This is a genomic window from Dyella sp. CR10, assembly GCF_055814425.1.
In genome coordinates this window covers 1,197,754-1,219,270 of sequence record NZ_CP185986.1, presented here as the reverse complement: position 1 = coordinate 1,219,270, position 21,517 = coordinate 1,197,754, and the positions used below count along the sequence as shown (strand labels likewise).

At 66.5% G+C, this 21,517-nt stretch carries 21 protein-coding genes and 1 tRNA gene; 7 read left to right on the top strand and 15 right to left on the bottom strand.

What is annotated here, in order from left to right; translation table 11 throughout:
• Positions 1-41 precede the first annotated feature (41 nt).
• Positions 42-761 carry an FKBP-type peptidyl-prolyl cis-trans isomerase gene (locus ACNR9O_RS05730; protein ID WP_473682222.1) on the bottom strand — a complete coding sequence of 240 codons (720 nt, stop codon included), beginning with the start codon at positions 759-761 and terminating at the stop codon, positions 42-44.
• A gap of 184 nt (positions 762-945) precedes the next feature.
• On the opposite strand from ACNR9O_RS05730, the gene ACNR9O_RS05725 reads away from it, so the two are divergent.
• Complete coding sequence (locus tag ACNR9O_RS05725) at positions 946-1,728, top strand: enoyl-CoA hydratase-related protein (protein WP_473682223.1); 783 nt, start codon at positions 946-948, stop codon at positions 1,726-1,728.
• Between the two features lie 21 nt (positions 1,729-1,749).
• On the opposite strand, the gene ACNR9O_RS05720 is transcribed toward ACNR9O_RS05725, so the two are convergent.
• The 6 genes from ACNR9O_RS05720 to ACNR9O_RS05695 form a co-directional block, all read right to left on the bottom strand.
• On the bottom strand, positions 1,750-2,679 hold the full coding sequence (locus tag ACNR9O_RS05720) for a DUF1684 domain-containing protein (protein ID WP_473682224.1): 930 nt from the start codon (positions 2,677-2,679) through the stop codon (positions 1,750-1,752).
• A gap of 8 nt (positions 2,680-2,687) precedes the next feature.
• Positions 2,688-3,611 carry a DUF1684 domain-containing protein gene (locus tag ACNR9O_RS05715; protein WP_473682225.1) on the bottom strand — a complete coding sequence of 308 codons (924 nt, stop codon included), beginning with the start codon at positions 3,609-3,611 and terminating at the stop codon, positions 2,688-2,690.
• A 67-nt stretch (positions 3,612-3,678) separates the two neighbouring features.
• Positions 3,679-5,520 (bottom strand): DNA mismatch repair endonuclease MutL, encoded by a 1,842-nt coding sequence (gene mutL, locus ACNR9O_RS05710; RefSeq protein WP_473682226.1) that lies wholly within the window; start codon positions 5,518-5,520, stop codon positions 3,679-3,681.
• Positions 5,521-5,622: 102 nt separating this feature from the next.
• A complete protein-coding gene (locus ACNR9O_RS05705) occupies positions 5,623-7,242 on the bottom strand; it encodes an N-acetylmuramoyl-L-alanine amidase (RefSeq protein WP_473682227.1) in 1,620 nt (539 codons plus the stop codon).
• Between the two features lie 187 nt (positions 7,243-7,429).
• A complete protein-coding gene (gene tsaE / locus ACNR9O_RS05700; protein ID WP_473682228.1) occupies positions 7,430-7,900 on the bottom strand; it encodes a tRNA (adenosine(37)-N6)-threonylcarbamoyltransferase complex ATPase subunit type 1 TsaE in 471 nt (156 codons plus the stop codon).
• Positions 7,897-9,378: an NAD(P)H-hydrate dehydratase gene (locus ACNR9O_RS05695; RefSeq protein WP_473682229.1), complete on the bottom strand. Its 1,482-nt coding sequence runs from the start codon at positions 9,376-9,378 to the stop codon at positions 7,897-7,899. The genes tsaE and ACNR9O_RS05695 overlap by 4 nt, the downstream gene beginning before the upstream one ends.
• Before the next feature lie 60 nt (positions 9,379-9,438).
• On the opposite strand from ACNR9O_RS05695, the gene queG reads away from it, so the two are divergent.
• Positions 9,439-10,512, top strand: a complete 1,074-nt coding sequence (queG, locus tag ACNR9O_RS05690; protein WP_473682230.1) for a tRNA epoxyqueuosine(34) reductase QueG — start codon at positions 9,439-9,441, stop codon at positions 10,510-10,512.
• Between the two features lie 8 nt (positions 10,513-10,520).
• Here the strand turns inward: queG and pgi are convergent, their stop codons facing one another.
• The 6 genes from pgi to pcnB all read right to left on the bottom strand — a co-directional run bounded on the left by pgi (position 10,521) and on the right by pcnB (position 16,327).
• On the bottom strand, positions 10,521-12,158 hold the full coding sequence (gene pgi / locus ACNR9O_RS05685; protein ID WP_473682231.1) for a glucose-6-phosphate isomerase: 1,638 nt from the start codon (positions 12,156-12,158) through the stop codon (positions 10,521-10,523).
• 102 nt (positions 12,159-12,260) lie between these two features.
• A complete protein-coding gene (gene panD, locus ACNR9O_RS05680) occupies positions 12,261-12,647 on the bottom strand; it encodes an aspartate 1-decarboxylase (RefSeq protein WP_473682232.1) in 387 nt (128 codons plus the stop codon).
• A gap of 101 nt (positions 12,648-12,748) precedes the next feature.
• Entirely contained in the window at positions 12,749-13,594 is an 846-nt protein-coding gene (gene panC, locus ACNR9O_RS05675) for a pantoate--beta-alanine ligase (protein ID WP_473682233.1), read from the bottom strand.
• 11 nt (positions 13,595-13,605) lie between these two features.
• Positions 13,606-14,436, bottom strand: a complete 831-nt coding sequence (gene panB / locus ACNR9O_RS05670; RefSeq protein ID WP_473682234.1) for a 3-methyl-2-oxobutanoate hydroxymethyltransferase — start codon at positions 14,434-14,436, stop codon at positions 13,606-13,608.
• Between the two features lie 56 nt (positions 14,437-14,492).
• Entirely contained in the window at positions 14,493-14,975 is a 483-nt protein-coding gene (gene folK, locus ACNR9O_RS05665) for a 2-amino-4-hydroxy-6-hydroxymethyldihydropteridine diphosphokinase (RefSeq protein ID WP_473682235.1), read from the bottom strand.
• The gene (gene pcnB / locus ACNR9O_RS05660) at positions 14,972-16,327 is read right to left on the bottom strand and encodes a polynucleotide adenylyltransferase PcnB (protein WP_473682236.1); all 1,356 of its coding nucleotides are present in this window, start codon (positions 16,325-16,327) and stop codon (positions 14,972-14,974) included. Before pcnB ends, folK begins: the two co-directional genes overlap by 4 nt.
• 167 nt (positions 16,328-16,494) lie before the next feature.
• Between pcnB and ACNR9O_RS05655 the strand changes: the two genes are divergently transcribed.
• A tRNA-Glu gene (locus tag ACNR9O_RS05655) sits at positions 16,495-16,570 on the top strand.
• A gap of 48 nt (positions 16,571-16,618) precedes the next feature.
• A complete protein-coding gene (gene fdxA, locus ACNR9O_RS05650) occupies positions 16,619-16,942 on the top strand; it encodes a ferredoxin FdxA (RefSeq protein WP_473682237.1) in 324 nt (107 codons plus the stop codon).
• A gap of 91 nt (positions 16,943-17,033) precedes the next feature.
• Here the strand turns inward: fdxA and ACNR9O_RS05645 are convergent, their stop codons facing one another.
• Positions 17,034-17,627, bottom strand: coding sequence for a hypothetical protein (locus tag ACNR9O_RS05645; RefSeq protein WP_473682238.1), 594 nt, complete (start codon positions 17,625-17,627; stop codon positions 17,034-17,036).
• 34 nt (positions 17,628-17,661) lie between these two features.
• Positions 17,662-18,555 carry a 4-hydroxy-tetrahydrodipicolinate synthase gene (dapA, locus tag ACNR9O_RS05640; RefSeq protein ID WP_473682239.1) on the bottom strand — a complete coding sequence of 298 codons (894 nt, stop codon included), beginning with the start codon at positions 18,553-18,555 and terminating at the stop codon, positions 17,662-17,664.
• 118 nt (positions 18,556-18,673) lie between these two features.
• Between dapA and ACNR9O_RS05635 the strand changes: the two genes are divergently transcribed.
• The 3 genes from ACNR9O_RS05635 to ACNR9O_RS05625 all read left to right on the top strand — a co-directional run bounded on the left by ACNR9O_RS05635 (position 18,674) and on the right by ACNR9O_RS05625 (position 21,506).
• Positions 18,674-19,234, top strand: a complete 561-nt coding sequence (locus tag ACNR9O_RS05635) for a glycine cleavage system transcriptional repressor (RefSeq protein ID WP_473700710.1) — start codon at positions 18,674-18,676, stop codon at positions 19,232-19,234.
• Positions 19,235-19,519: 285 nt separating this feature from the next.
• Positions 19,520-19,981 carry a peroxiredoxin gene (locus ACNR9O_RS05630; RefSeq protein ID WP_473682241.1) on the top strand — a complete coding sequence of 154 codons (462 nt, stop codon included), beginning with the start codon at positions 19,520-19,522 and terminating at the stop codon, positions 19,979-19,981.
• Between the two features lie 145 nt (positions 19,982-20,126).
• Complete coding sequence (locus ACNR9O_RS05625) at positions 20,127-21,506, top strand: PhoH family protein (RefSeq protein WP_473682242.1); 1,380 nt, start codon at positions 20,127-20,129, stop codon at positions 21,504-21,506.
• Positions 21,507-21,517 lie beyond the last annotated feature (11 nt).

Sequence of the window (21,517 nt, the reverse complement as noted above, 5' to 3'; positions counted from 1 at the left end):
ATGCTAGCCGAAGGACCCTGCCTCCGGCGTGCCGCCATGCGCTATTGCTTGATTTCCAGCAGCTCGATCTCGAAGACCAGCGCCTCGTTCGGGCCGATGCGCGGCAGGTTGCCGCGTTCGCCGTAGGCCAGCGCCGGCGGGATCACCACACGCCATTTGTCACCGACGTGCATGCGCTGGATCACGTCCTGCCAGCCCGGGATCACCTTGTTGTTGACGATGAAGCTGACCGGGGAGCCATGCGCCCAGGAGCTGTCGAACTCCGTGCCATCGATCAGCGTGGCGCGGAAATTCACGGTGACGGTGCTGTTGAGCGCCGGCTGATCCTTGCCGGTACCTTGCTTGAGCACCTGGTACTGGATGCCCGACGGCAGCTGCACCACGCCCGGCTTCTGGCGGTTCTTCGCGAGGAAGTCGGCGCTCTTGGTCGCGTTGGCCGTCGCCAGGCTCTGGAAGTCGGCCTCGGCCTTGTCGTGCATATGCTTGTCGAGACGACGCAGCTGCTCATGCATGTCCTGCATGGGCACGGCCGGGCGGCGCTTGTTGTATGCGTCCTGGATGGCGCGCTGCATGGTGGCCAGGTCCACGTCCGGATCGCCATTGGCGAACTGGCTGCCGATCTGGTAGCCGATCGCATAGGACAGCTTGTTCTTGTCCAGCCCCGACGCCTGCGCGGCGGACGCGGGGGCGCGGTTCTGCGCGTGTGTGGCCGCCGCACCCAGCAAGGTCATGCCCAGGGCCAGCCAACGCAGTCGTGTCATGCCAATCCTCCATCGCTACGCGCGAGCCGGCACATCCTAGGGCCTGTTCGCGCTGTTCGCCTAGCCTGCATTGGCCGCCAGTGCGGCGGACCGGCAGCACTGGCGCGCCGTCCCGCTGAGAACGCGCGCGGCGCCAAAGGTTCCCGCTGTTACCATCCCGGTTTTCGTTCCGCAGGAATTGGCCATGGCCTATCGCAACCTGGAAATCGGCAACCGCGGCACGGTGCGCACCATCACCGTCAATCGCCCGGACAAGCTCAACGCGCTCAACCGAGACACCCTCAACGAACTGACCTTGGCCTTCGCCCAGGCCGCGCAGGACGATGCCGTGCGCGCGGTGGTGCTGGCCGGTGCGGGTGAGAAGGCTTTCGTGGCAGGTGCCGATATCGCGGAAATGAACGGCTATACCCCGATGCAGGCGCAGGGTTTCTCGCGCGCCGGACAGCGCCTGATGGCGTCGATCGAACGGCTCGGCAAGCCGGTGGTCGCCCGCATCCAGGGCTTCGCCCTGGGCGGCGGCATGGAGCTGGCCATGGCCTGCCATCTTCGCGTGGCCAGCGAGAAGGCCCGCTTCGGTCAGCCGGAGATCAACCTCGGCCTGATCCCCGGCTTCGGCGGCACCCAGCGCCTGTTGCGCCTGGCCGGTCGCGCCGCCGCGCTGGAGCTGTGTCTGACCGGCGCGACGGTCGACGCCCGGCGCGCCTACGAACTGGGCGTCGTCAACCGCGTCGTCGCCCCGGAAGCGCTGGACGAAGCCGTGGACGCACTCGCCGACCAGCTCGCCGCGGCCGCGCCGCTTGCCGCGGCGGGCATCCTCGACGCCATCCTGCAAGGCGGCGAGACGGTGATCGATCAGGGCCTGGAGTTCGAGACCCAGGCCTTCGCGCTCGCTTTCTCGACCGAAGACATGCGCGAAGGCACCACGGCCTTCCTGGAAAAGCGCAAGGCCGAATTCAAGGGCCGGTGATACGCCGCGAGGGCGCGGGCATCAATGTCCCGCGCCCTCGAATTTCTTCTCGCCCGCCGTCACCGCGACGCCCAGGCGGTTCTCCGGCGGCGCCAGCGGACAGACCACGTGCGGCGTGATGGCGCACGGCGGGTTCTCCGCCAGATTGAAATCCAGCACCACCTTGCCGCCCTTCGGTTTATCGGCATAGAGGAAGCGCGCGCCGCCATAGGTGAGCTTGCCGGCCGTGCGGTCGCTGAAGACGAAGAACAGGCGCCCGTCCTCTTCCATCGGTATCAGCGCGTAGCGATGCCCGTCCCGCTCGAACACCGCCTCGCCGGCGACCGGTTCGTCGCTCTCGGCGCCGGCCACGTTCGCCAGTTTGAGCGTACGCGGCACGGAAAACGGCTGCCATCGCGCTTCGACTTTCCAGGACGGATCGATCGGGAAATACGCGAAGCCGGGAAAATGCGTCCGCAATGGCGCGGCATTGTCCTTGACGCGCAGGCCACGGCGGGCGCCCGTCTCGATGACGTAAAAGTAGCGCTCCGCGCTCAGATATGCGCGCGTCGGCGCACGTTCGCCATGCGTGCCCTGCGTCAGCATCGATGCCGCAGTCACCGCCTTGCCATCGATCGTCACCGTCGCTCCGCCCAGCATGCGCAGCCTGACGGCACCATCGGTACCCAACTGCAATACGCCCAGATGGTCCGGTGTACCGGGAATCTGGACGTGGTTATCGGAGGCCGCGCCGATCGTGTTATCGCCAAGCTCGAGCCAGCCCGAACCGATCAGGCTCAGATAGCCATCCGCATTCTGCAAAGCCTGGACGCGTGCCGCACGCGCCTGCTCGACCTGTTTCGTGTAACCGTCGTCCGCATGCGCCGCTCCGGCCCCCAGCGTGAGCAGCAGCGGCAGTACCGCGAGCGCGATGGGGGCGAATGCCAGCCTAGAGGAAAAACGCGGCTGCATGCCCATGCTCAGTGATGGCCGCCGCGATACTTCTTCTCGCCCGCGGTGACCGCAACATCCAGGCGATTCTCCGGCGGCGCCAGCGGGCACGTGGCGAACGGGGTAAAGGCGCACGGCGGGTTGTAGGCCTTGTTGAAATCCAGCACGACCTTGCCGTCCTTCGGCAGCGCGGCGTACAGGAAACGCGCTGCGCCGTAGGTCTCCTTGCCCGAGGTGCGATCGGCGAGCACGAAGAACAGCTCGCCACCCGGCTCTTCCTGGTAAGGCAGCAACTCGAACGTATGACCATCGCGCTGGAAGACTGCCTTGCCCGGCACGTCGACTTTGTCGATGGTGCCGATCACCGAGCCGATCTCCAGCTTGTGCGGCGGATCGAACGGCACCCAGTCGGCGACCACGCGCCAGGAAGGATCGACCGGGAAGTAATCGATGCCGACGAAGTCCTTGCGCGTTTGCGCTTCGCTGTCTTTTACACGCAGCGCCTTGCGACCGTCGCGCTCGATCACATAGAAGCTCGCCGCACCGAACGCCACGGTGGTCGGTGCCGCCTCGCCGGCGTGCATGTCGTCGACCAAAACCGCCTCGCGCACGCTCTTGCCGTCGACGGTCGCGCCGCTGTGCTCTTCCAGCGTGATGCGCGATTGGCCATCTTTGCCGAGATGGATCACGCCAAGGTGCGCAGGCCCGGCCTTCAGAACGATGCCATTGTCGCTGGCGCTGCCGACGCGGTTGTCGCCCTCATGCAGCCATTCCAGACCGATCAGGCTGAGCCAGCCGGTTGGCGCGGTGAGGTTGGCGGTGCGCTTGGCGCGCCACTGCAGGATCTCCTGCTGGTAGTCGATGGACGCGGCGACGTGGGCGGTTTCGGCTTGCACGGTGACAACTCCAAGGCTCAGGGCGACGACGAGGGCAAAGGCAGCGCTGCGCGGCATGACGTGGAACCCATCGAAGATGCGGTGTTCCGAGTATGGACGTCTATTTGGCGTAGCCGCAAGCGGCTCAGCGCCCTCGCAGAAACAGCTTGTCCAGCTCACCGAGGCTCAGCTGGGTCCAGGTCGGCCGACCGTGATTGCACTGGCCGGAACGCTCCGTGGCCTCCATCTCGCGCAGCAGCGCATTCATCTCAGGCGCAGTGAGGCGACGGCCGGCGCGCACCGAACCGTGACAGGCCATGGTAGCCAGCAGTTCGTTCTCCAGCTCTTGCAGCCGGCGCGAACTGCCGTGCTGAGCCAGCTCGGCCAATACATCGCGGCATAGCTGCGCGACGTCCGCCCCCTCCAGCAGCGCGGGAATCCGTCGCACCACCACACCGGAGGGACCGCTGCGCGACAGTTCCAGCCCCCATTCGGCCAGCGCGTCGGCGTGCTCCTCCGCTGCCGCGGCTTCCTTCGCACTCACCGGCACGGTCAACGGCACCAGCAGGATCTGCGAACGCAGGTTGCTGCAGGCGCGGCCGGTCTTGAGCTTTTCATAGGTGATGCGCTCGTGCGCAGCGTGCATGTCCACCAGCACGAGACCGTGCGCATTCTCGGCCAGGATGTAGATGCCCTTGAGCTGCGCGATGGCGAAGCCCAGCGGCGGGGCTTCGCCTTCTTCCGTCGCCGGCATAGGCATGTTCGCCGCCTGCGCTTCCGGCAGGCGCGCAGGCTCGCCCAGCAGAGCGGCGTAATCGGCCAGAGGCTCGTCCCGCACACCGAGGTTCAGGCGGCTCTGGCTGAACTGGCCTGACCACGCTGGCGTCGACATGGGGGGCGCCGTAGAGACGGACGGCACGTAGTTCGCCATTGTGGCGCCGGCCTCTGGCGCGTCGAATGCCGCCGCCATGCCGCCACCCTGCCCGGCGCGGGTCTGCGCAAGCGCCTCGTGCAGGGTGCGAAACAGAAAATCATGGACCAGCCGTTGCTCGCGGAAGCGCACTTCATGCTTGGCCGGATGCACGTTGACGTCCACGCCCGCCGGGTCGAGTTCGAGATAAAGCACGAAGGCCGGATGGCGACCGTGGAACAGCACGTCGGCATAAGCCTGCCGCACCGCATGCGCCACCACGCGATCGCGCACGAGCCGCCCGTTGACGTAGAAGTACTGTGAGTCGGCCTGCGAGCGCGACGCCGTCGGCAGGCCCACCCAGCCTGACAGATGCAAGCCCGCGGCCGCATGATCGATGCGCAGGCTCTGCGCGGGAAAATCCTCGCCCATCACCTCGGCCACGCGCTGCAGCGCGGTCTGTTCGCTCTTGGCAACCTTGAGGATGCGCACCGGCTTGCCGTTGTGGCTCAGCCGGAATTCCACCGAACCACGTGCCAGGGCGAGCGACTTGAGCAGATCGTCGATATGCGCGAATTCCGTGCGTTCCGCGCGCAGGAATTTCCGGCGCGCAGGGACGTTGTAGAACAAATCACGTACTTCCACGCTGGTGCCCTGCGGATGCTGGGCTGGCCGCGCGGCTTGCATCTTGCCGCCGTCCACTTCGATGCGGAAAGCGGTGTCATGGCCGCGCGCGCGCGAGGTAAGCGCGAAGCGCGCCACGGATGACACCGAAGCCAGCGCCTCGCCACGGAAACCCATGCTGGCCACGTGCTCGAGATCATCGAAGCTGCGGATCTTGCTGGTGGCGTGCGACGCCACCGCCAATTGCAGATCGTCCGGCTCGATACCGCCGCCGTCGTCGCGGATGCGGATCAGGCGCGAACCACCCTGCTCGATATCCACTTCGATGCGCGTCGCGCCTGCATCGAGGCTGTTCTCGACCAGTTCCTTCACTACGGAAGAAGGCCGTTCGATCACTTCGCCGGCGGCGATCTGGTTGATGAGCTCAGGGGGCAGCGTACGGATGGCAGACATCGGCGAAGCTTAAGGCAATGCCGAAGCCTTGTCCTGCGGACTCCAGAAGCACGAACGCCACCCGATGGGTGGCGTTCGTCGAAATCAGGCGCTTGCGCGAAATCAGCCGGCCGGAATCGCCAGCACCATGCCCGTGCGCACCGAGGCATCGCTGCTGATGCGGTTGGCGCTCCTGAGCGCGCTGATGCTCACGCCGTACTGGCGCGCAATGCTGCGCAGGCTTTCACCGGCGGTGACGCGGTGCAGGTCGCGCACGTTGGCATCGGCACGCTCCGCGGCGGTGCCCTTGTCGGCGACCTGCTTCGGCGAGCTGGCCACGGCGTCGGCGACCGCCTTGTTCGCGGCGGTGGACATGGCGCTATCGCCGCCATCGTCGGCCTTGGACGAGGCGACCATCGTGCCGCTGCGGCGCCCGGCCTGCGCGGCGAACCAGGTGCCCGGCGGCGGCGTGGATTCGAAATAGCTGCGCACGCCCCCCATCACCGCCGCGGCGAGACGCGACTGGTGCGCGGGATCCTTCAGCCGGCGCTCTTCGTCCGGATTGCTGATGAAGGCCGTCTCGACCAGGATCGAGGGCACGTCCGGCGAGCGCAGCACCACGAAGTTGGCGCGCTCGACGTAGCCACGGTGCGTCGGGCCGAGGCTGCCCAGAGCCTTGAGCACGTTGCCGGCTACCGACTCGCTGGCCTGCATGGCGTAGCCCTGCTGCAGGTCCAGCAGCACGGCGGCCAGGCTGTCGTCCTTGTCGTCCAGCGAGACGCCGCCGATCAGGTCGGCGCGGTTTTCGCGGTCGGCCAGCCAACGCGCCGCCTCGCTGGTCTTGCCGCGCGGCGACAAGACCCATACCGACGAGCCCTTGGCGTCGCCGTTGATGAAGGCGTCCGCATGGATCGAGACGAACAGGTCGGCGTTGTTCTGGCGGGCGATCTGGTAGCGCTGCTTCAGCGGGATGAAGAAGTCGGCGTTGCGGGTCAGCACCGCCTTCATGCCCGGCTGCTTGTTGATCTGCTCGGCCAGCTCGCGCGCCACGGCGAGCGTGACGTTCTTCTCCAGGGTGCCGCCGGGACCATGGGCGCCCGGGTCCTGGCCGCCATGGCCGGCATCGACCGCCACGACCACCTTGCGCTCGCCATTGAGCAAGGCAGCCGCCTGGCGCGTGGAAGCCATGCCGCTCTGCGTGCTCTTGACGCTGTTCTTGCTGGGCGCTTGCGGCGTCTTGACAACGACCGGCGCAGGCGCCACGGACGCGGCATCGTCATCACCGCCGCTGTCGTCGGCAGGTGCCGCCGCCTTGGTCGGCGCCGCCTTTTGCGTCGATGCCACACCGGTCCCCGGGTAGACGTCGACCACCAGGCGATAGCCGTAGTCCTCGGCCGGCTTCAGCAGGAAGCTCTTGTAGCTGCTGGAGGCGTTGACCTTGGCAACCAGTTGCAGGCGTCCGCCCTGCTGGTTGGTGTCCAGGCTCTTGTAGAGGCCCTGCGCCTTCGGCGCGGCGAAACCGCCGGCCAGGGCGCTGCGGTCGATATCGATGACCAGCTGGTCGCCATCCTGGCGCGCCTTGTAGGTCACGGGCCCGGAGACATCGAGCACCAGGCGGGTGTATTCCGGGCCTGCCCAGACGCGCGCGGACTTCACGTCGGCAGCGTTCACGGCGCACAACGGTGCCACCGCCAGCGCAATCAGGCAGGACAACGAACGAATGGTGGTCGGATAGCCCCTCATGGGGCGGCATTGAAGCTCAGCACTTTCCTGAATGCAAGTGCTTTTTCCTTGAATATCCATAACCTGCAGCCGCTTTGTCAGACTCTATCCAGCTATCGGCCGCAAGCCACGCTCCTTGAAGGTTTCTCCCGGAGAAGTGGGGAAAATCAAAAATCTCATTAAGTATCGATACTTAGCTCTGACGGCATCAGCTACCCGTCGAAAGACGTTCCAGCAGGCGCTCGCCACGCGGACTGCGCGGCCTCACCTGCGCCTCGCGCCCGGTCCCCGCGTAAGCCAGATCGATTTGCAGATCGGGCGTTGGCAATGCGCCCGTGCCGCGCTCAGGCCACTCCACCAGGACCAGGGCTTCAGGGTCCGACAAGGCATCCAGGCCCAGCCATTCGAGCTCACCGGGGTCCGCGATGCGGTAGAGGTCCAGGTGCCACGCGGTGCGCGTCCCGAGCTGATAAGACTCGACCAGGCTGTAGGTCGGGCTCTTTACCCGCTCTCCCACGCCCAGGCTCTGCAGGAAGGCGCGCGCGAAGCTGGTCTTGCCGGCGCCCAGGTCGCCATGCAGGTAGATCACGGCACCGTCGCCGCCGGCCATGCCGGCCAGCCGCGCGGCAAAGGCGGCGGTGGCCCGCTCGTCGGGAAGGGATTGGCGATAGGCGCTCATGCATCCAGTCCGTTCAGAAGGCGGCGCAGCGCCGGCAGCAGATCGGTGGCTAGCAAGCCGCGCTCGCCCTCGACCGCCGCGGCGTCTCCGGCGCGGGCATGCAGCCCCACGCCGAGGCAGGCCGCCTCCCACGCCGCGCCGCCTTGCGCCATCAGCGCGGCGACGATGCCGGTGAGCAGATCGCCCATGCCGCCCACGGCCATGCCTGGATTGCCCCATGGGCATACCGCACAGCGGCCGTGCGGATCGGCGATGAGACTGCCCGCGCCCTTAAGCACTACGACCGCGTGGTAGCGGCGAGCCAGTTCACGTGCCGCGTGGAAACGGTCTGCCTCGACCTGCGGCACCGGCATGTCCAGCAGCCGTGCGGCTTCGCCAGGATGTGGTGTCAGCACGACCGGCGCTTCGAAGCTGCGCTGTTCGCGCGCGAGCAGGTTGAGGCCATCGGCATCCAGCACCATCGGCTTCCCCGCGTCGAGCGCGGTCAGCCACAGCGCATGGCTCCAGGCGCCTTGTCCCAATCCCGGCCCCAGGGCGAGGATGTCGGCGCGATCGAGCAATGCCTGCAAGGCCTGCGGGCCGTCCACGCCATGCGCCATCAACTCCGGACGCGCGCTGTTGAGCGCAAGCAGATTGGCTCCGCGCGTCGCCACGCTGACCAGCCCGGCGCCCGCGCGCAGGGCAGCCTCGCCGCACAGACGGATCGCCCCGGCGGTGCCCAGTTCGCCGCCGATCGCCAGTACGTGGCCGTTATCGCCCTTGTGCGCATGGCGCGGACGCCTGGGCAGTGACACGGCTTCCAGCAAGGTCGCATCGGGCTGCACGCCTTCCCACAGCGCATCGGGCAAGGCCAGCGTATCGAGCGCCAGCTTGCCCACGTATTCGGCGGCGCGGCCGGTGTGCAGGCCGCGCTTATGCGCGATGAACGTGATAGTGACGTCGGCCCTGACCGTTTCACCCGGGCACTGCCCCGTGTCCGCATTCAGTCCCGACGGCACGTCGAGCGCCAGGATCGGCTGACCACTCGCATTCAAGCGCCAGATCAGATCGGTAGCGGTGCGCTCCGGCGCGCGCGTGAGGCCCGTGCCGTACAAGGCATCGACGTGGACATCGGCTACCGGCAGGTCTGCCGCATCGTCCCAGCGCCGCACTTGGCCGCCGGCCTGCTCGAAGCGCTCGCGCGCCACCGCGGCATCGCCGCGGGACGCATCGGTCAACGCGAACAGCACGACCTCGCACCCCGCCTGCAAGGCAAGCAGCCCTACCAGGAAACCGTCGCCACCGTTATTGCCCGGGCCGCAGTACACCGCGATCCGCCGCGCCTGCGGCCAGCGCCGCCGCAGGATGGCGAAGCCGGCCTCGGCCGCGCGCCGCATCAGTTCGATGCCAGGGACGCCCAGGTGATCGATGGCGCGCCGGTCGAGCGCACGCACCTGGTCGACGGAATAGAGCTCGTGGCTATGCGTGCGAGGCGTCATGGGCCGGATTATAGGAGACATCCCTCGGGGGCTATCCACGGCGGACTTACAATGGACGCCATGCCAGCCCCCGCCGCCCTTGCCCACGACTACGCCGCGCTCGCCAGCGACATCAAGCGCTGGGCAAGCAAACTCGGCTTCGCCGACGCCGGCATCGCCGGCATCGAGCTGGGCGAGGACGAGCGGCACCTGCTGCGCTGGTTGGACGACGGCCATCACGGCGACATGGATTACATGGCCCGCCATGGCACGAAACGCAGCCGCCCGGCCGAGCTGGAACCCGGCACCGTGCGTGTGATCTCCGTGCGCATGGACTACGTACCGCCCGGCACGCGCAACGCCTGGGGCGTTCTGGAAGACCCCGGTGCGGGCTACGTCGCGCGCTATGCGCTCGGACGCGACTACCACAAGCTGATGCGCAATCGCCTGCAGAAACTGGCCGAACGCATTCGTGCGGCAGTGGGTGATTTCGGTTACCGCGCTTATGTGGATTCCGCGCCGGTACTGGAGAAGGCCCTGGGCCGCAACGCAGGGCTTGGCTGGATCGGCAAGCACACCGTGCTGATCAATCGCCGCGCCGGCTCGTATTTCTTCCTGGGTGAGCTCTATACCGATCTGCCTCTTCCGGTCGACGAGCCGGCGACCGCGCATTGCGGCAGTTGCCGCCGCTGCATCGATATCTGTCCGACCCAGGCTATCGTCGCACCGTACCGGCTCGACGCGCGCCGCTGCATTTCCTACCTCACGATCGAGCTCAAGGGCAGCATTCCCGAGGAGCTGCGCGCACCGATGGGCAACCGCATCTTCGGTTGCGACGACTGCCAGCTGATCTGCCCCTGGAACAAATTCGCGCGCGATGCGGCCGAGCCGGATTTCGCGCCGCGCCACAGTCTGGACGGCGCGCGTCTGGTCGAGCTGTTCGCCTGGAGCGAAGAGGAATTCCTGCGCCGCACCGAAGGCATGGCGATTCGCCGTACCGGCTACGAAGGCTGGTTGCGCAATATCGCAATCGCGCTCGGCAATGCACCCGCTTCAGGCGAAGTGATCGACGCGTTGCGTTCACGCGCAGCGCATCCGTCGGCGCTGGTGCGCGAACATGTCGCCTGGGCGCTCGCGCGGCACCAGGCGACGTAAGCGGAAGCTCAGCCTTCGCGGCGCTGGGCGATCTCGTCGAGCAAGGCGCGCGTAGCGCTATCGAACGAAGAGAGATCGTCCGCCTGCCCTTCCAGTGCAGGCAGGATCTGCCGTGCGATCGACTTGCCCAGCTCCACGCCCCACTGGTCGAACGCGTTGATGCTCCACAGATGGCCGAGCATGAATACCTTGTGCTCGTACAGCGCGATCAGGGCCCCGAGGCTCTCCGGCGTCAGCGAATCAAGCAGGATCACGGTGCTCGGGCGATCCCCCGGAAAGGTACGCTGCGCCGCCAGCACGCGGCGCGCGGCTTCGTCGCCGCCCTTCGCCTCGGCCAGCGCCTCGTCGAAGGTCTTGCCCAAGGCGAGCGCGGCAGCCTGTGCCAGCAGGTTGGACAGCAGCGCATCATGGTTGGCGCGCAGCGGATGAGCCGGGCGCACCACGCCGATGAATTCCAGCGGCACCGTGTCCGTGCCCTGATGCAACGACTGGAAATACGCATGCTGCGCATTGGTACCGACGCTGCCCCACACCACCGGCGACGTCGCCTGCGCCACCGGCTCGCCCTGCGGCGTGACCTGCTTGCCCAGGCTCTCCATTTCCAACTGCTGGAGATACGAAGTGAGATCGCCGAGCAGATCGGCATAAGGCACCACCGCGCGACTTGCGCGCCCCTGTGCATTACGGTTCCAGTACTCGACCAGGCTCAGCAGCACCGGCAGATTTTCCTGCCAGGGTGCGGTACGGAAATGGTCGTCGATGCGAGCCGCGCCGGCGAGCAACGCGCGAAAGTGGTCCATGCCCACCGCCAACGCCAGCGAAAGGCCGACCGCGGACCACAGCGAGAAGCGGCCACCAACGAAGTCCCACATCGGGTAGACATTGGCAGCGGCCACGCCCCAACGCTCGGCTTCCGCCGTGTTCGCGCTCACCGCGAGGAAGTGTCGCGAGGCGGCTCGCGCATCGCCCTCGTAGGCACGCACGATCCAGTCGCGCAGCACGTTGGCGTTGAGCAGCGTTTCCTGCGTGGTGAAGGTCTTGGACACCACGATCACCAGTGTTCGCCGCGGATCGAGCTGGCGCATCAGCTCGTAGGCGGCCTGGCCGTCGACATTGGTGAGGAAGTGGCTGCGCAGCTCCGGCACGTGGAACGGGGTCAACGCACGCACAGCCAGGCGCGGCCCCAGATCGGAGCCGCCGATGCCGATGTTCACTACATCGGTGATCTTCGGCGGCAGGCCCATGCCGGCCGAATCGCCGCGCTCGATCGCCCGCACCAAAGTATCGATGCGTTGCAGCGTCTGCTCGATTTCCTGCTGCGCATCGCGCGGAGCGATCTTAGGCAGATGCGATGCACCGGCGCGCAACGCCGTGTGCAGCACCGCGCGATGCTCGGAGGTATTGATTGGCTCGCCCGCGAACATGGCGTCGCGCGCCTTCTGCCAGCCGCTGGCTTGGACATGCTCGCCCAGCGCCTGCCACGCGGCTTCGTCCAGTTTCTGCCGGCTGAGATCGAGCAGCAGCGGCCCCACGCGATGGCGCAGGCGCTCGCCACGTGCGCGATCCTTCAGCAGGTCGCGCAGATGCGTGCGCGAAAGACGTTCGACGTGTGCTGCCAGGAAGGACGGACTGCGCTGCTGCGACATGGGCTCGTACTTGACGGGGAGGAAACCCCGATCTTAGAGCCATCGCGGGGCATGTGAGTAGCATGCCCCGCACAGTCCGGACCATCTAAGCGACGACGTGCCTCAGGCCGCCGCCATCTGCTTGGGAATGGAACGATTGGTGTGCGAAATGCAGTTGTCGGCGTCGACATAGACCAGCATCGGCTGGAACTTCTCCAGCTCGGCCTCGGACAGCTGCGCGAACGCGGCGATGATGACCAGGTCGCCCGGCTGGGCGCGATGGGCCGCGCTGCCGTTGACGGAGATGATGCCGGAGCCTTCTTCCGCACGCAGCGCATAGGTGACGAAGCGCTTGCCGTTGTTGATGTTCCACGCGTGGATCTGCTCGTACTCGCGGATGCCGGAGGCATCGAGCAGCAGGCCGTCGATCGCGATCGAGCCCTCGTAGTGCAGCTCGGCGTGTGTCACCGTCGCGCGGTGGATCTTGGCCTTGAGCATGTTCAGGTTCATGGCATGACTTCCAGCAGAAAAGGTCTGCGTAGCGGGCAATTATCGGATCGGCGCCCGGCATCCCGCAACGAGGGCCGGACGCGGCGGTACATGGGGACGGGTCAGTCGAAGGGCAAGTTGTCGATCAGGCGGGTGCTGCCCAGGCGGGCGGCGATCAGCGCCACCAGACCCTCGCGCTCGCTTTCGGCCGGCTCGGACAGGTCGTCCGCCCGGCGGATCACGGCATAGTCGGGGTCGAAGCCCGCCCGCGCCAGCTTGGAGGCCGCGGCCTGCTCGACCACCTTGACCGCATGCCCTTTGGCGACCAGCTCCCGCATCTGCTGCAGGGTGGCGTAGATCTGCGGTGCCAGCGCACGCTCGGCGAGCGACAGGTACTGGTTGCGCGAACTGAGCGCCAGCCCGTCCTCGGCGCGCAGCGTGGGCGCCCCCATTACCTTCACCGGGAGGGCGAGATCGCGCACCATGCGCTCGATCACCTTCAGCTGCTGGAAATCCTTCTGGCCGAACACGGCCACGTCCGGCTGTACCAGGTTGAACAGCTTGCAGACCACCGTGGCGACGCCGTCGAAATGTCCCGGACGATGCGCGCCCTCCAGCGTATCGGTCACCTGCGGCACGTGCACGCTGACGCTGCCCGCCGCGCCGAACGGATACATCGTCGCCACATCGGGGGCGAACAGCAGGTCGCAGTGTTGTTCGGCGAGGCCAGCCTGATCCTGCACCAGCGTGCGCGGATAGCGGTCGAAGTCTTCGTTCGGGCCGAACTGCGTGGGATTGACGAACACACTCGCCACCACACGGTCGGTGCGCGCACGGGCCAGCTTGATCAGCGAGTGGTGACCGGCATGGAGGTTACCCATGGTCGGCACGAAACCCACGGTCTGGCCCTGGGAGCGCCAGCCGCGGATCACGGCGCGCAATGCCGCGGCGTCTTGCACAGTCTGCATGGAGGTGTGTCTCAGCTGAAACAGTGTTCGGGAGCCGGGAAGGCGCCGCTGCGCACGTCCTCGGCATAGGCGACCAGTGCGGCCGCTACAGAATCGCGTCCAGCCAGGAAATCCTTGCTGAATTTCGGCCGCTTGCCCGGCGTGATACCGAGCATGTCCTGCAGCACCAGCACCTGGCCGTCGCAGTGCGGACCGGCACCGATGCCGATCACCGGAATGCCGACCGCCTTGGTCACCCGCTCGCCCAGCGCGGTCGGCACGCCTTCGAGCACCAGCAGGTCGGCGCCCGCCTGCTCCACCGCCTTGGCCTCGGCCACCACGTGGTCGGCCGCCTCCTGCTCGCGCCCCTGGATGCGGAAGCCGCCGAACTTGTGCACCGACTGCGGCGTGAGGCCCAGGTGCGCGCAGACCGGAATCGCCCGGCTGACCAGGGCATGGATGCCGTCCAGGATATGCGGCGCAGCGCCCTCGATCTTCACCGCCGCCGCGCCGCCTTCGGCCACCAGGCGTGCGCCGGCATCCAGCAGGTGCGGCATGTCGCGGTCGCTCATGAACGGCAGGTCGCTGATCAGCAGGGTGGCCGACAGGCCGCGCGCCACCGCGGCAGTGTGATAGACCATGTGATCCAGGGTCACCGGCAGCGTGCTCTTGTGTCCCTGCACCACCATGCCCAGCGAGTCGCCGACCAGGGCCACGTCCACGCCCGCCGCCTCAAGTTGCCAGGCGAAGCTGTAGTCGTAGGCGGTCAACATGACGATGCGCCGCCCTTCCCCCTTCATGGCTCGCAGGCCGGGAACCGTCACGGACTTGCGCACAGGGGTGTTGGCATTCTGCACGTACACGGAAATTCCTTGGGAAAAAGGAAGGCAGCGATTATCCGCTGCACAGCACAAAAGGCTCAAGGCAATACTTGGCAACCGCTCCGATCAACCTGGGCGAGCAGCTCGGCCACCCGTCCCTGGCCCGGAATATCCAGTTCGGGCGCAATGTCGTTGAGCGGCAGCAGCACGAACGCGCGTTCGCCGATGCGAGGGTGTGGCAGGGTCAGACGCTCGCCATCGACAAGCACGCCGTCCATGTACAGAAGATCGAGATCGAGCGTGCGTGGCCCCCAGCGTCCGCCGTCCCTGTTGCGACCTGCGGCGCGCTCGATGCCGAGCAAGGCATCCAGCAGGGTTTCGGCGGCCAATCCGGTATCCAGGCTCACCACGGCATTGATGAAAGGCGGCTGGTCCAGCCGGCCCCAAGGCGGCGTGTGGTACAGGCGGGAGCGCGCGATCACCCGGGTTTCCGGCAAGCGATCCATGGCCTGGATCGCTTCTGCCAGATACTGCCGGGAATCGCCCAGATTGCTTCCCAGGGCGACGTATGCGGTGGTCACGCAGCGCCCGATTTACCGTCCGGCTTGCGGCGGCGGCGACGTTTGCGCGGCTTGCTCGCGGGGGCGCCACCGCCACTCGGCGTCGGCATCTCCACTGCGCCCGCCAGAGCCGCAGCCAGCGTCTCCTGCGGCAACTGCTGGGCATGCGCCCACCACTGTCCCAGTTCGTGGATAGCCGGCGATTCGGCCGCGCGCAACAACAGGAAATCGAATGCCGCGCGGAAACGCGGGTGAGCCATCAAGCGGAATACGCGCTTGCGCTGCACCTGCTCGAAGCGCGGCTGCAGCGCCCAGATCTCTTCCATGGTGATCGTGAAGCGGCGCGGGATCGCCACGCGCTGGCATTGCTCTGACACCACGTGCGCTACCGCACGACCCCAGGCCTGCGAGCTTTCAACGCCTTTGACGATCCACGCATGCGCCAGGTCGCGCACCTCGCCCCACAGCAGTACGGCGAACAGGAATGCCGGCGTCACCGACTTGCCTTCAGCGACGCGGGCATCCGTGTTCTTCAGGCCGTCCTCGATCAGCGCGCGCAGCGCCTCGTCGCCACGCTTGAGCGAGCGCGCGGTGGCCGGGAACATGAACTTGAGCAGGCCGCATTGCTCGAGCATGCGGAAGCTCTTCAGCCCATGGCCGCTCAGGAACATTTTCAGCGACTCGTCAAACAGGCGTGCGGGCGGCGCATCCAGCAGCAGCGGGCCGAGTTCTTCGAACGGCGCGGCTGCCGCCTTGTCGATGCGAAAACCGAGCTTGGCCGCCAGTCGCACGGCGCGCAGCATGCGCACCGGATCCTCGCGATAGCGCGTGACCGGATCGCCGATCAGATGCAGCACGCGGTCTTCCACGTCCTTCATGCCGCCGACGTAGTCGCGCACCGAGAAATCGCTGATGTCGTAGTACAGCGCGTTGACGCGGAAGTCGCGGCGCAGCGCGTCTTCCTCGATCGTGCCCCACACGTTGTCGCGCACGATGCGGCCGTCGACGATGTGCCGGTCGCCGCCTTCGCCATCGTCCTCGCCGGTGCCGCGGAAGGTGGCGACCTCGATGATCTCCGGCCCGTACACGACATGGGCGAGGCGGAAGCGACGGCCGATCAGGCGGCAGTTGCGAAAGAGCTTCTTGACGTCTTCCGGCGTGGCGTTGGTGGCCACGTCGAAATCCTTCGGATGGCCGCCCAGCAGCAGGTCGCGCACGGCGCCACCCACCAGGAAGGCGTCATAGCCGGCTTCATGGAGGCGGTACAGCACGCGCAGCGCAGCCTTGCTGATGTTCTTGCGCGAAATCACGTGCTGCTCGCGCGGAATGATGCGCAGCGACGGCGTTGCCTCGTTCCTTGCGTTCAAGTTCAAGCGGTTTGAATCCTTGCAGCGGAAGGGTGCCCGGACCAGGCCGGTCAGGCCTTGCGTCCCCGTCGAGGGGCGCCGGCCATGCCATGGTCCTCGGGCGTGAAACGATTGTCACGGAGGCATTGCCGGCCGAAACAATTCCGATATACTAGCGCGCTCCGGTGCTTTTCGCTCCCTTCGTCTAGTGGCCTAGGACACCGCCCTCTCAAGGCGGGAACACGAGTTCGAACCTCGTAGGGAGCGCCACCTCCGGGCCAGCACAGGCCCTCCGGCATACATCAGGCCCGCGATCGCATGACCTTTGTCGTCACCGACAACTGCATCAAGTGCAAGTACACCGACTGTGTCGAAGTCTGTCCGGTCGACGCCTTCCATGAAGGCCCCAACTTCCTCGTGATCGATCCGGACGAGTGCATCGACTGCACCCTCTGCGAGCCCGAGTGCCCGATCAATGCGATCTATCCCGAAGACGACGTGCCCGCCGGGCAGGAAGGCTTCGTCGCGCTGAACGCGGAGCTGGCCAAGGCCTGGCCCGTCATCACGGAGCGCAAGGACGGCCTGCCCGATGCCAAGGAGTGGGAAAACAAGGCGGGCAAGCTGGACCTCCTGCAACGCTGAATTCAGCGCCTCGCCTCACACCCGAACAAGAAAAAAGCCGCCCGATGGGCGGCTTTTTTCTTGGGTCATGACCATGGCCTGAGGGGCGGGATCAATTCCCGCCCACGCGCCCCTTGAGCGTATCCACCACCTTGGCCACCGCCGCCGCATCGCCCTGCGCGCGGACTTCGCTGGCGTTCTGGCCGCTCGGGCCGACGGTCAGTTGCACCTGATGCGGCGCCGCGCCCGGCGCGGCGGCCGTGTCCTTCTTGCCGCCACCGAACATGCGGCGGAAGAAACCAGGCTTGTTCCCCTGCGCAGCCGACGCCACCACGTTCAACGTGTAGGTATGGCCGGCATCGTCGTGCGACACGACCTGGCCGATGTCGCCTTGCTCCAGGGCCTGGCCGACGCGCCGATAGGCATTGTCGACCGTATCCGCCAGCACGAAGCCGTCGGCGATGACGCCGCCACCCTTGCCCACCTGGGCGGTCGCGCCATTGGCGGTCGGGTTGTTCGCGCCCGCCTCGGGGATGACCAGCGCGGCGCTGGTCGAGGGGGTATCCAGGCCCGGCGGGATCTCCAGCGGCGTTTCCTGCTTGGCGGTTTCCCAGGCCTTTTCCGAGCGGAACATGCCGCAACCGGAAAGCAGCAAGGCGGACAGGGCCAGGACCGGCATGGCGAGGACGAGCGGGGATTTCTTCATTGAATTGGAGTTCCGTTAAGAGATCGGGCGGCCGTCAGGCCGCGTTTGCCAAGGATGCCAGAGCCGCCAGCGCTTCGGTGATGCGCGCCCGCTCCGGCCCCTCCTGCAGTTCAACCAGGGGCAGGCGCAGCACCGCCGAACCCAGCCCCAGCGCCGGCAGGCCTGCTTTCACCGCGATCGGGTTGGGCGCGCAGTTCAGGGCCTGCACCAGCGGAGCCAGGATCCCGTCGCAGCGCGCCGTGGCCGCCTCGTCGCCAGCGGTCGCCGCGTCGCAGAGCTCGCGGAAGGCCTTGGGCGCCAGGTTTGCCACCACCGAAATGGTACCGGCCGCGCCGGCCAGCATGGCTTTGCCGGCGGTCGGATCGTCACCGGAGAGGTAGACGAAATCCGGGCGCGCAAGTTCCGCCAGCGCATGGATGCGCTCGTCGCTACCCACCGCCTCCTTGATGCCGATGATGGCCGGATGATCAACCAGTGCGGCGACGGTCTCGGGCAGCAGGTCGCAGCCCGTCCGGGAGGGCACGTTGTAGAGCAGCACGGGCAGCCCGCCCTTGTCGGCGACTTCCACGAAATGACGGCGCAGGCCTTCCTGGGTGGGGCGCACGTAGAAAGGCGCCACCACGAGCGCGGCATCTACGCCCAGGTCGCGCGCGCGGCGGGTCAGCGCCACGGTCTTGGCCGTGCCCGCCTCGCCGGTGCCGGCAATAACGGGAATGCGCCCCGCCACCCTTTTGACCGCAAAGGCCAGCAGATCCCCGTACTCGTCATGCTCGAGCATGTGCGCCTCGCCGGTGGAGCCGGCGACCACGACCGCTTCCGTACCGCCAGCGATCTGGTAGTCGAGCAGACGCCCGAAGGCGTCCATGTCCAGCGCGCCGTCCGCAGTGAACGGCGTCGCCAGGGCGCAAATGCTTCCACGAATCTTCAAGGCATGCTCCGGCCAAAAGCCAAGCCCGTGATGTTACTTGCGACCTCCGAGGGGCGACAAGTAAGCTCCCCGAGCCCTGCGCGGCCGTCCTGTGCCGCGCGCGCCTTGCTACAGGCCCATGCCCTTGAATCGTTCCTCGCGTACCGGCAACGACCACCAGCTGCTGATCCAGACGCTGACCCCTTCGTCACGGACTCCCCTGCTGAATCTGGCCCGCCGCATCGCCGATGCCGGCTGTAACCTGGCCGACGCGCGCGTCTCCACGCTCGGCCCGGACACCTCGCTCACCCTGCTGGCGACCGGTTCCTGGGATGCCGTGGCCAAGCTCGAGTCCGCCCTGAGCAAAGTCGCCCGCGAAGAAGACCTGCACCTGGTGCACTACCGCACGGACACGCATGGTCAGGCTTCGCGCCTGCTGCCTTATCTGGTGGAAGTCATCTCCGCCGATCGGCCGGGCATCCTGGTGCGCATCATCGATTTCTTTGACCGCCACGGCATCGCCGTGGAGCAGCTCAGCTCGATGCGCTACCAAGCCATGCAGACCGGCGCCGCCATGTTCCAGGCCCAGATCACCGTGGGGATTCCCGCCGACACGCACATCGCGGCGCTGCGCGACGATTTCCTGGAGTTCTGCGACGGCCTCAACCTGGATGCCATCATGGATCCGGTCAAGTTCTGAAGCGGCGTTCGCGTCCGTACACGGGCCGGAACGGCCGTTTCGCGAGGGACGCCCAGCATGCCCCTGCCTCACCTTGGTTGACAAGGGCTGTCATCGGCCGCCGCAAGCGCTAGTCTTGCCACCGAGAGGCAACACCGGAGGGCCGGCGCGCATGCAGTCAGCAGATCGAGCGATTCCCATCGCGCGATGCGCCCGCTTCCACTCCGCGCCGCCAGCCGGCGCCCGGCCTCTCCTCCCCGATCACACCCGCAAGCCGGAGCCCGCCGCGGCCCCGCAGGAGAAACCATGCCCGACATCGGCAAGAAGGCCCCCAAACTCAAAGGCGACACCGGCGACGGCAGCGAGCTGAAGCTCGACGCCCTCAGGGGCCAATGGGTAGTGGTGTATTTCTATCCCAAGGACAGCACACCGGGCTGCACCAACGAGGCCAAGGATTTTCGCGACCTCTATCCGAAGTTCCGCAAGCGCAACGCCGAGATCGTCGGCGTCTCCCGCGACTCGGTGAAATCGCACGCCAATTTCGCCGCGAAGCAGGAGCTGCCCTTTCCGCTGGTTTCCGATCCCGAGGAGACCTGGTGCCAGGCCTTCGATGTGATTCACGAGAAGGTGCTGTACGGAAAACGTCACATGGGTGTCGTACGAAGTACCTTCCTCATCGATCCCGAAGGACGGCTGATCCAGGAATGGCGCAACGTGAAAGTCCCCGGACACGCCCAGGCCGTGCTCGACGCCATCCCCGCCAAGTGAAGCCTTCCCAGCCATTTGTTCGACCCCATCGGCACCACGCGTGCCGATGGGCTGGACGCATGCTTTCCGGCTGCAAGCGCCGGACATCCACGGCATGGCCCATGCCGCGTTCCATCCACCAGCAAGCCAGCGAGGCACCTTCCGTATGACCGGAAGCAAGCGCATTTACGCTCTCGACACCAATGTTCTGCTGCACGATCCCACGTCACTGTTCCGCTTCGAAGAACACGACGTGTTCATCCCCATGACAGTGCTGGAGGAGCTGGACGAAAAGAAAAAAGGCGCATCGGAAGTCTCCCGCAACGGGCGCCAGGTCAGCCGTTTCCTCAACGAGCTGATCGAGCAAGGCAATGGCCACGGCATCAGCAACGGACTGGAGCTGACCAGCCCGCAAGGCATCAAGCTCAAGCGCAACAACACAGTGGGCCGGCTGTACTTTCAGCAGCGCGCCACCAACGGCCATGGCAAGGCCGACAACCAGATCCTGTCCGCGGTGATCGAGCTGCGCGACCAGAATCCCGATCGCGCGGTGATCCTGGTCAGCAAGGACATCAATCTGCGCATCAAGGCCAAGATCTACGGCATCGATGCGGAGGATTACGAAAACGACCGTGCGCTGGACGATTTCGCGCTGCTGTATACCGGCTCCGCCGAGCTGGCCGAGGACTTCTGGGACCACCATCCGGAAGTGCAATCGTGGAACGAGCGCGGTCGCACCTATTACAAGGTCAAGCGCCGCGACGACGAAGACTGGCATCCGAACCAGTGCCTGTTCCTGCCCGGCGACAACAGCGTCGAGCTGCGCGTACTCCATGTGGACGAGGAAGACGCCACGCTGGTACTGCTGGACGATCACAGCCATGCCAATCACGCCGTGTGGGGGATCGCCGCGCGCAACCGCGAGCAGAATTTCGCACTCAACGTGCTGATGGATCCGGATGTGGATTTCGTCACCTTGCTCGGCACCGCCGGCACCGGCAAGACCCTGCTCGCGCTCGCCGCCGGTCTCGCGCAAGTGATGGACCAGCAGCGTTATCGCGAGATCATCATGACTCGCGCCACGGTGTCGGTCGGCGAGGACATCGGCTTCCTGCCCGGTACCGAAGAGGAAAAGATGACGCCGTGGATGGGCGCCCTGACCGACAACCTCGAAGTGCTCGCCAACCCGGAGGAAGGCGGTAGCTGGGGTCGTCAGGCAACCAATGACCTGCTCGCTTCGCGCATCAAGATCCGTTCGCTGAACTTCATGCGCGGCCGCACGTTCCTGTCGCGCTACCTGATCATCGACGAGGCACAGAACCTCACGCCGAAGCAGATGAAGACGCTGATCACCCGCGCCGGCCCCGGCACCAAGATCGTGTGCCTGGGCAACGTGGAACAGATCGATACCCCATACCTCACCGAAACCACCTCCGGCCTCACCTACGCGGTCGACCGCTTCAAGAACTGGGAACACTCGGCGCACATCACGCTGCGGCGTGGCGAACGTTCGCGCCTGGCGGATTTCGCTTCCGAGGCGCTGTAAGCCTGCTCATG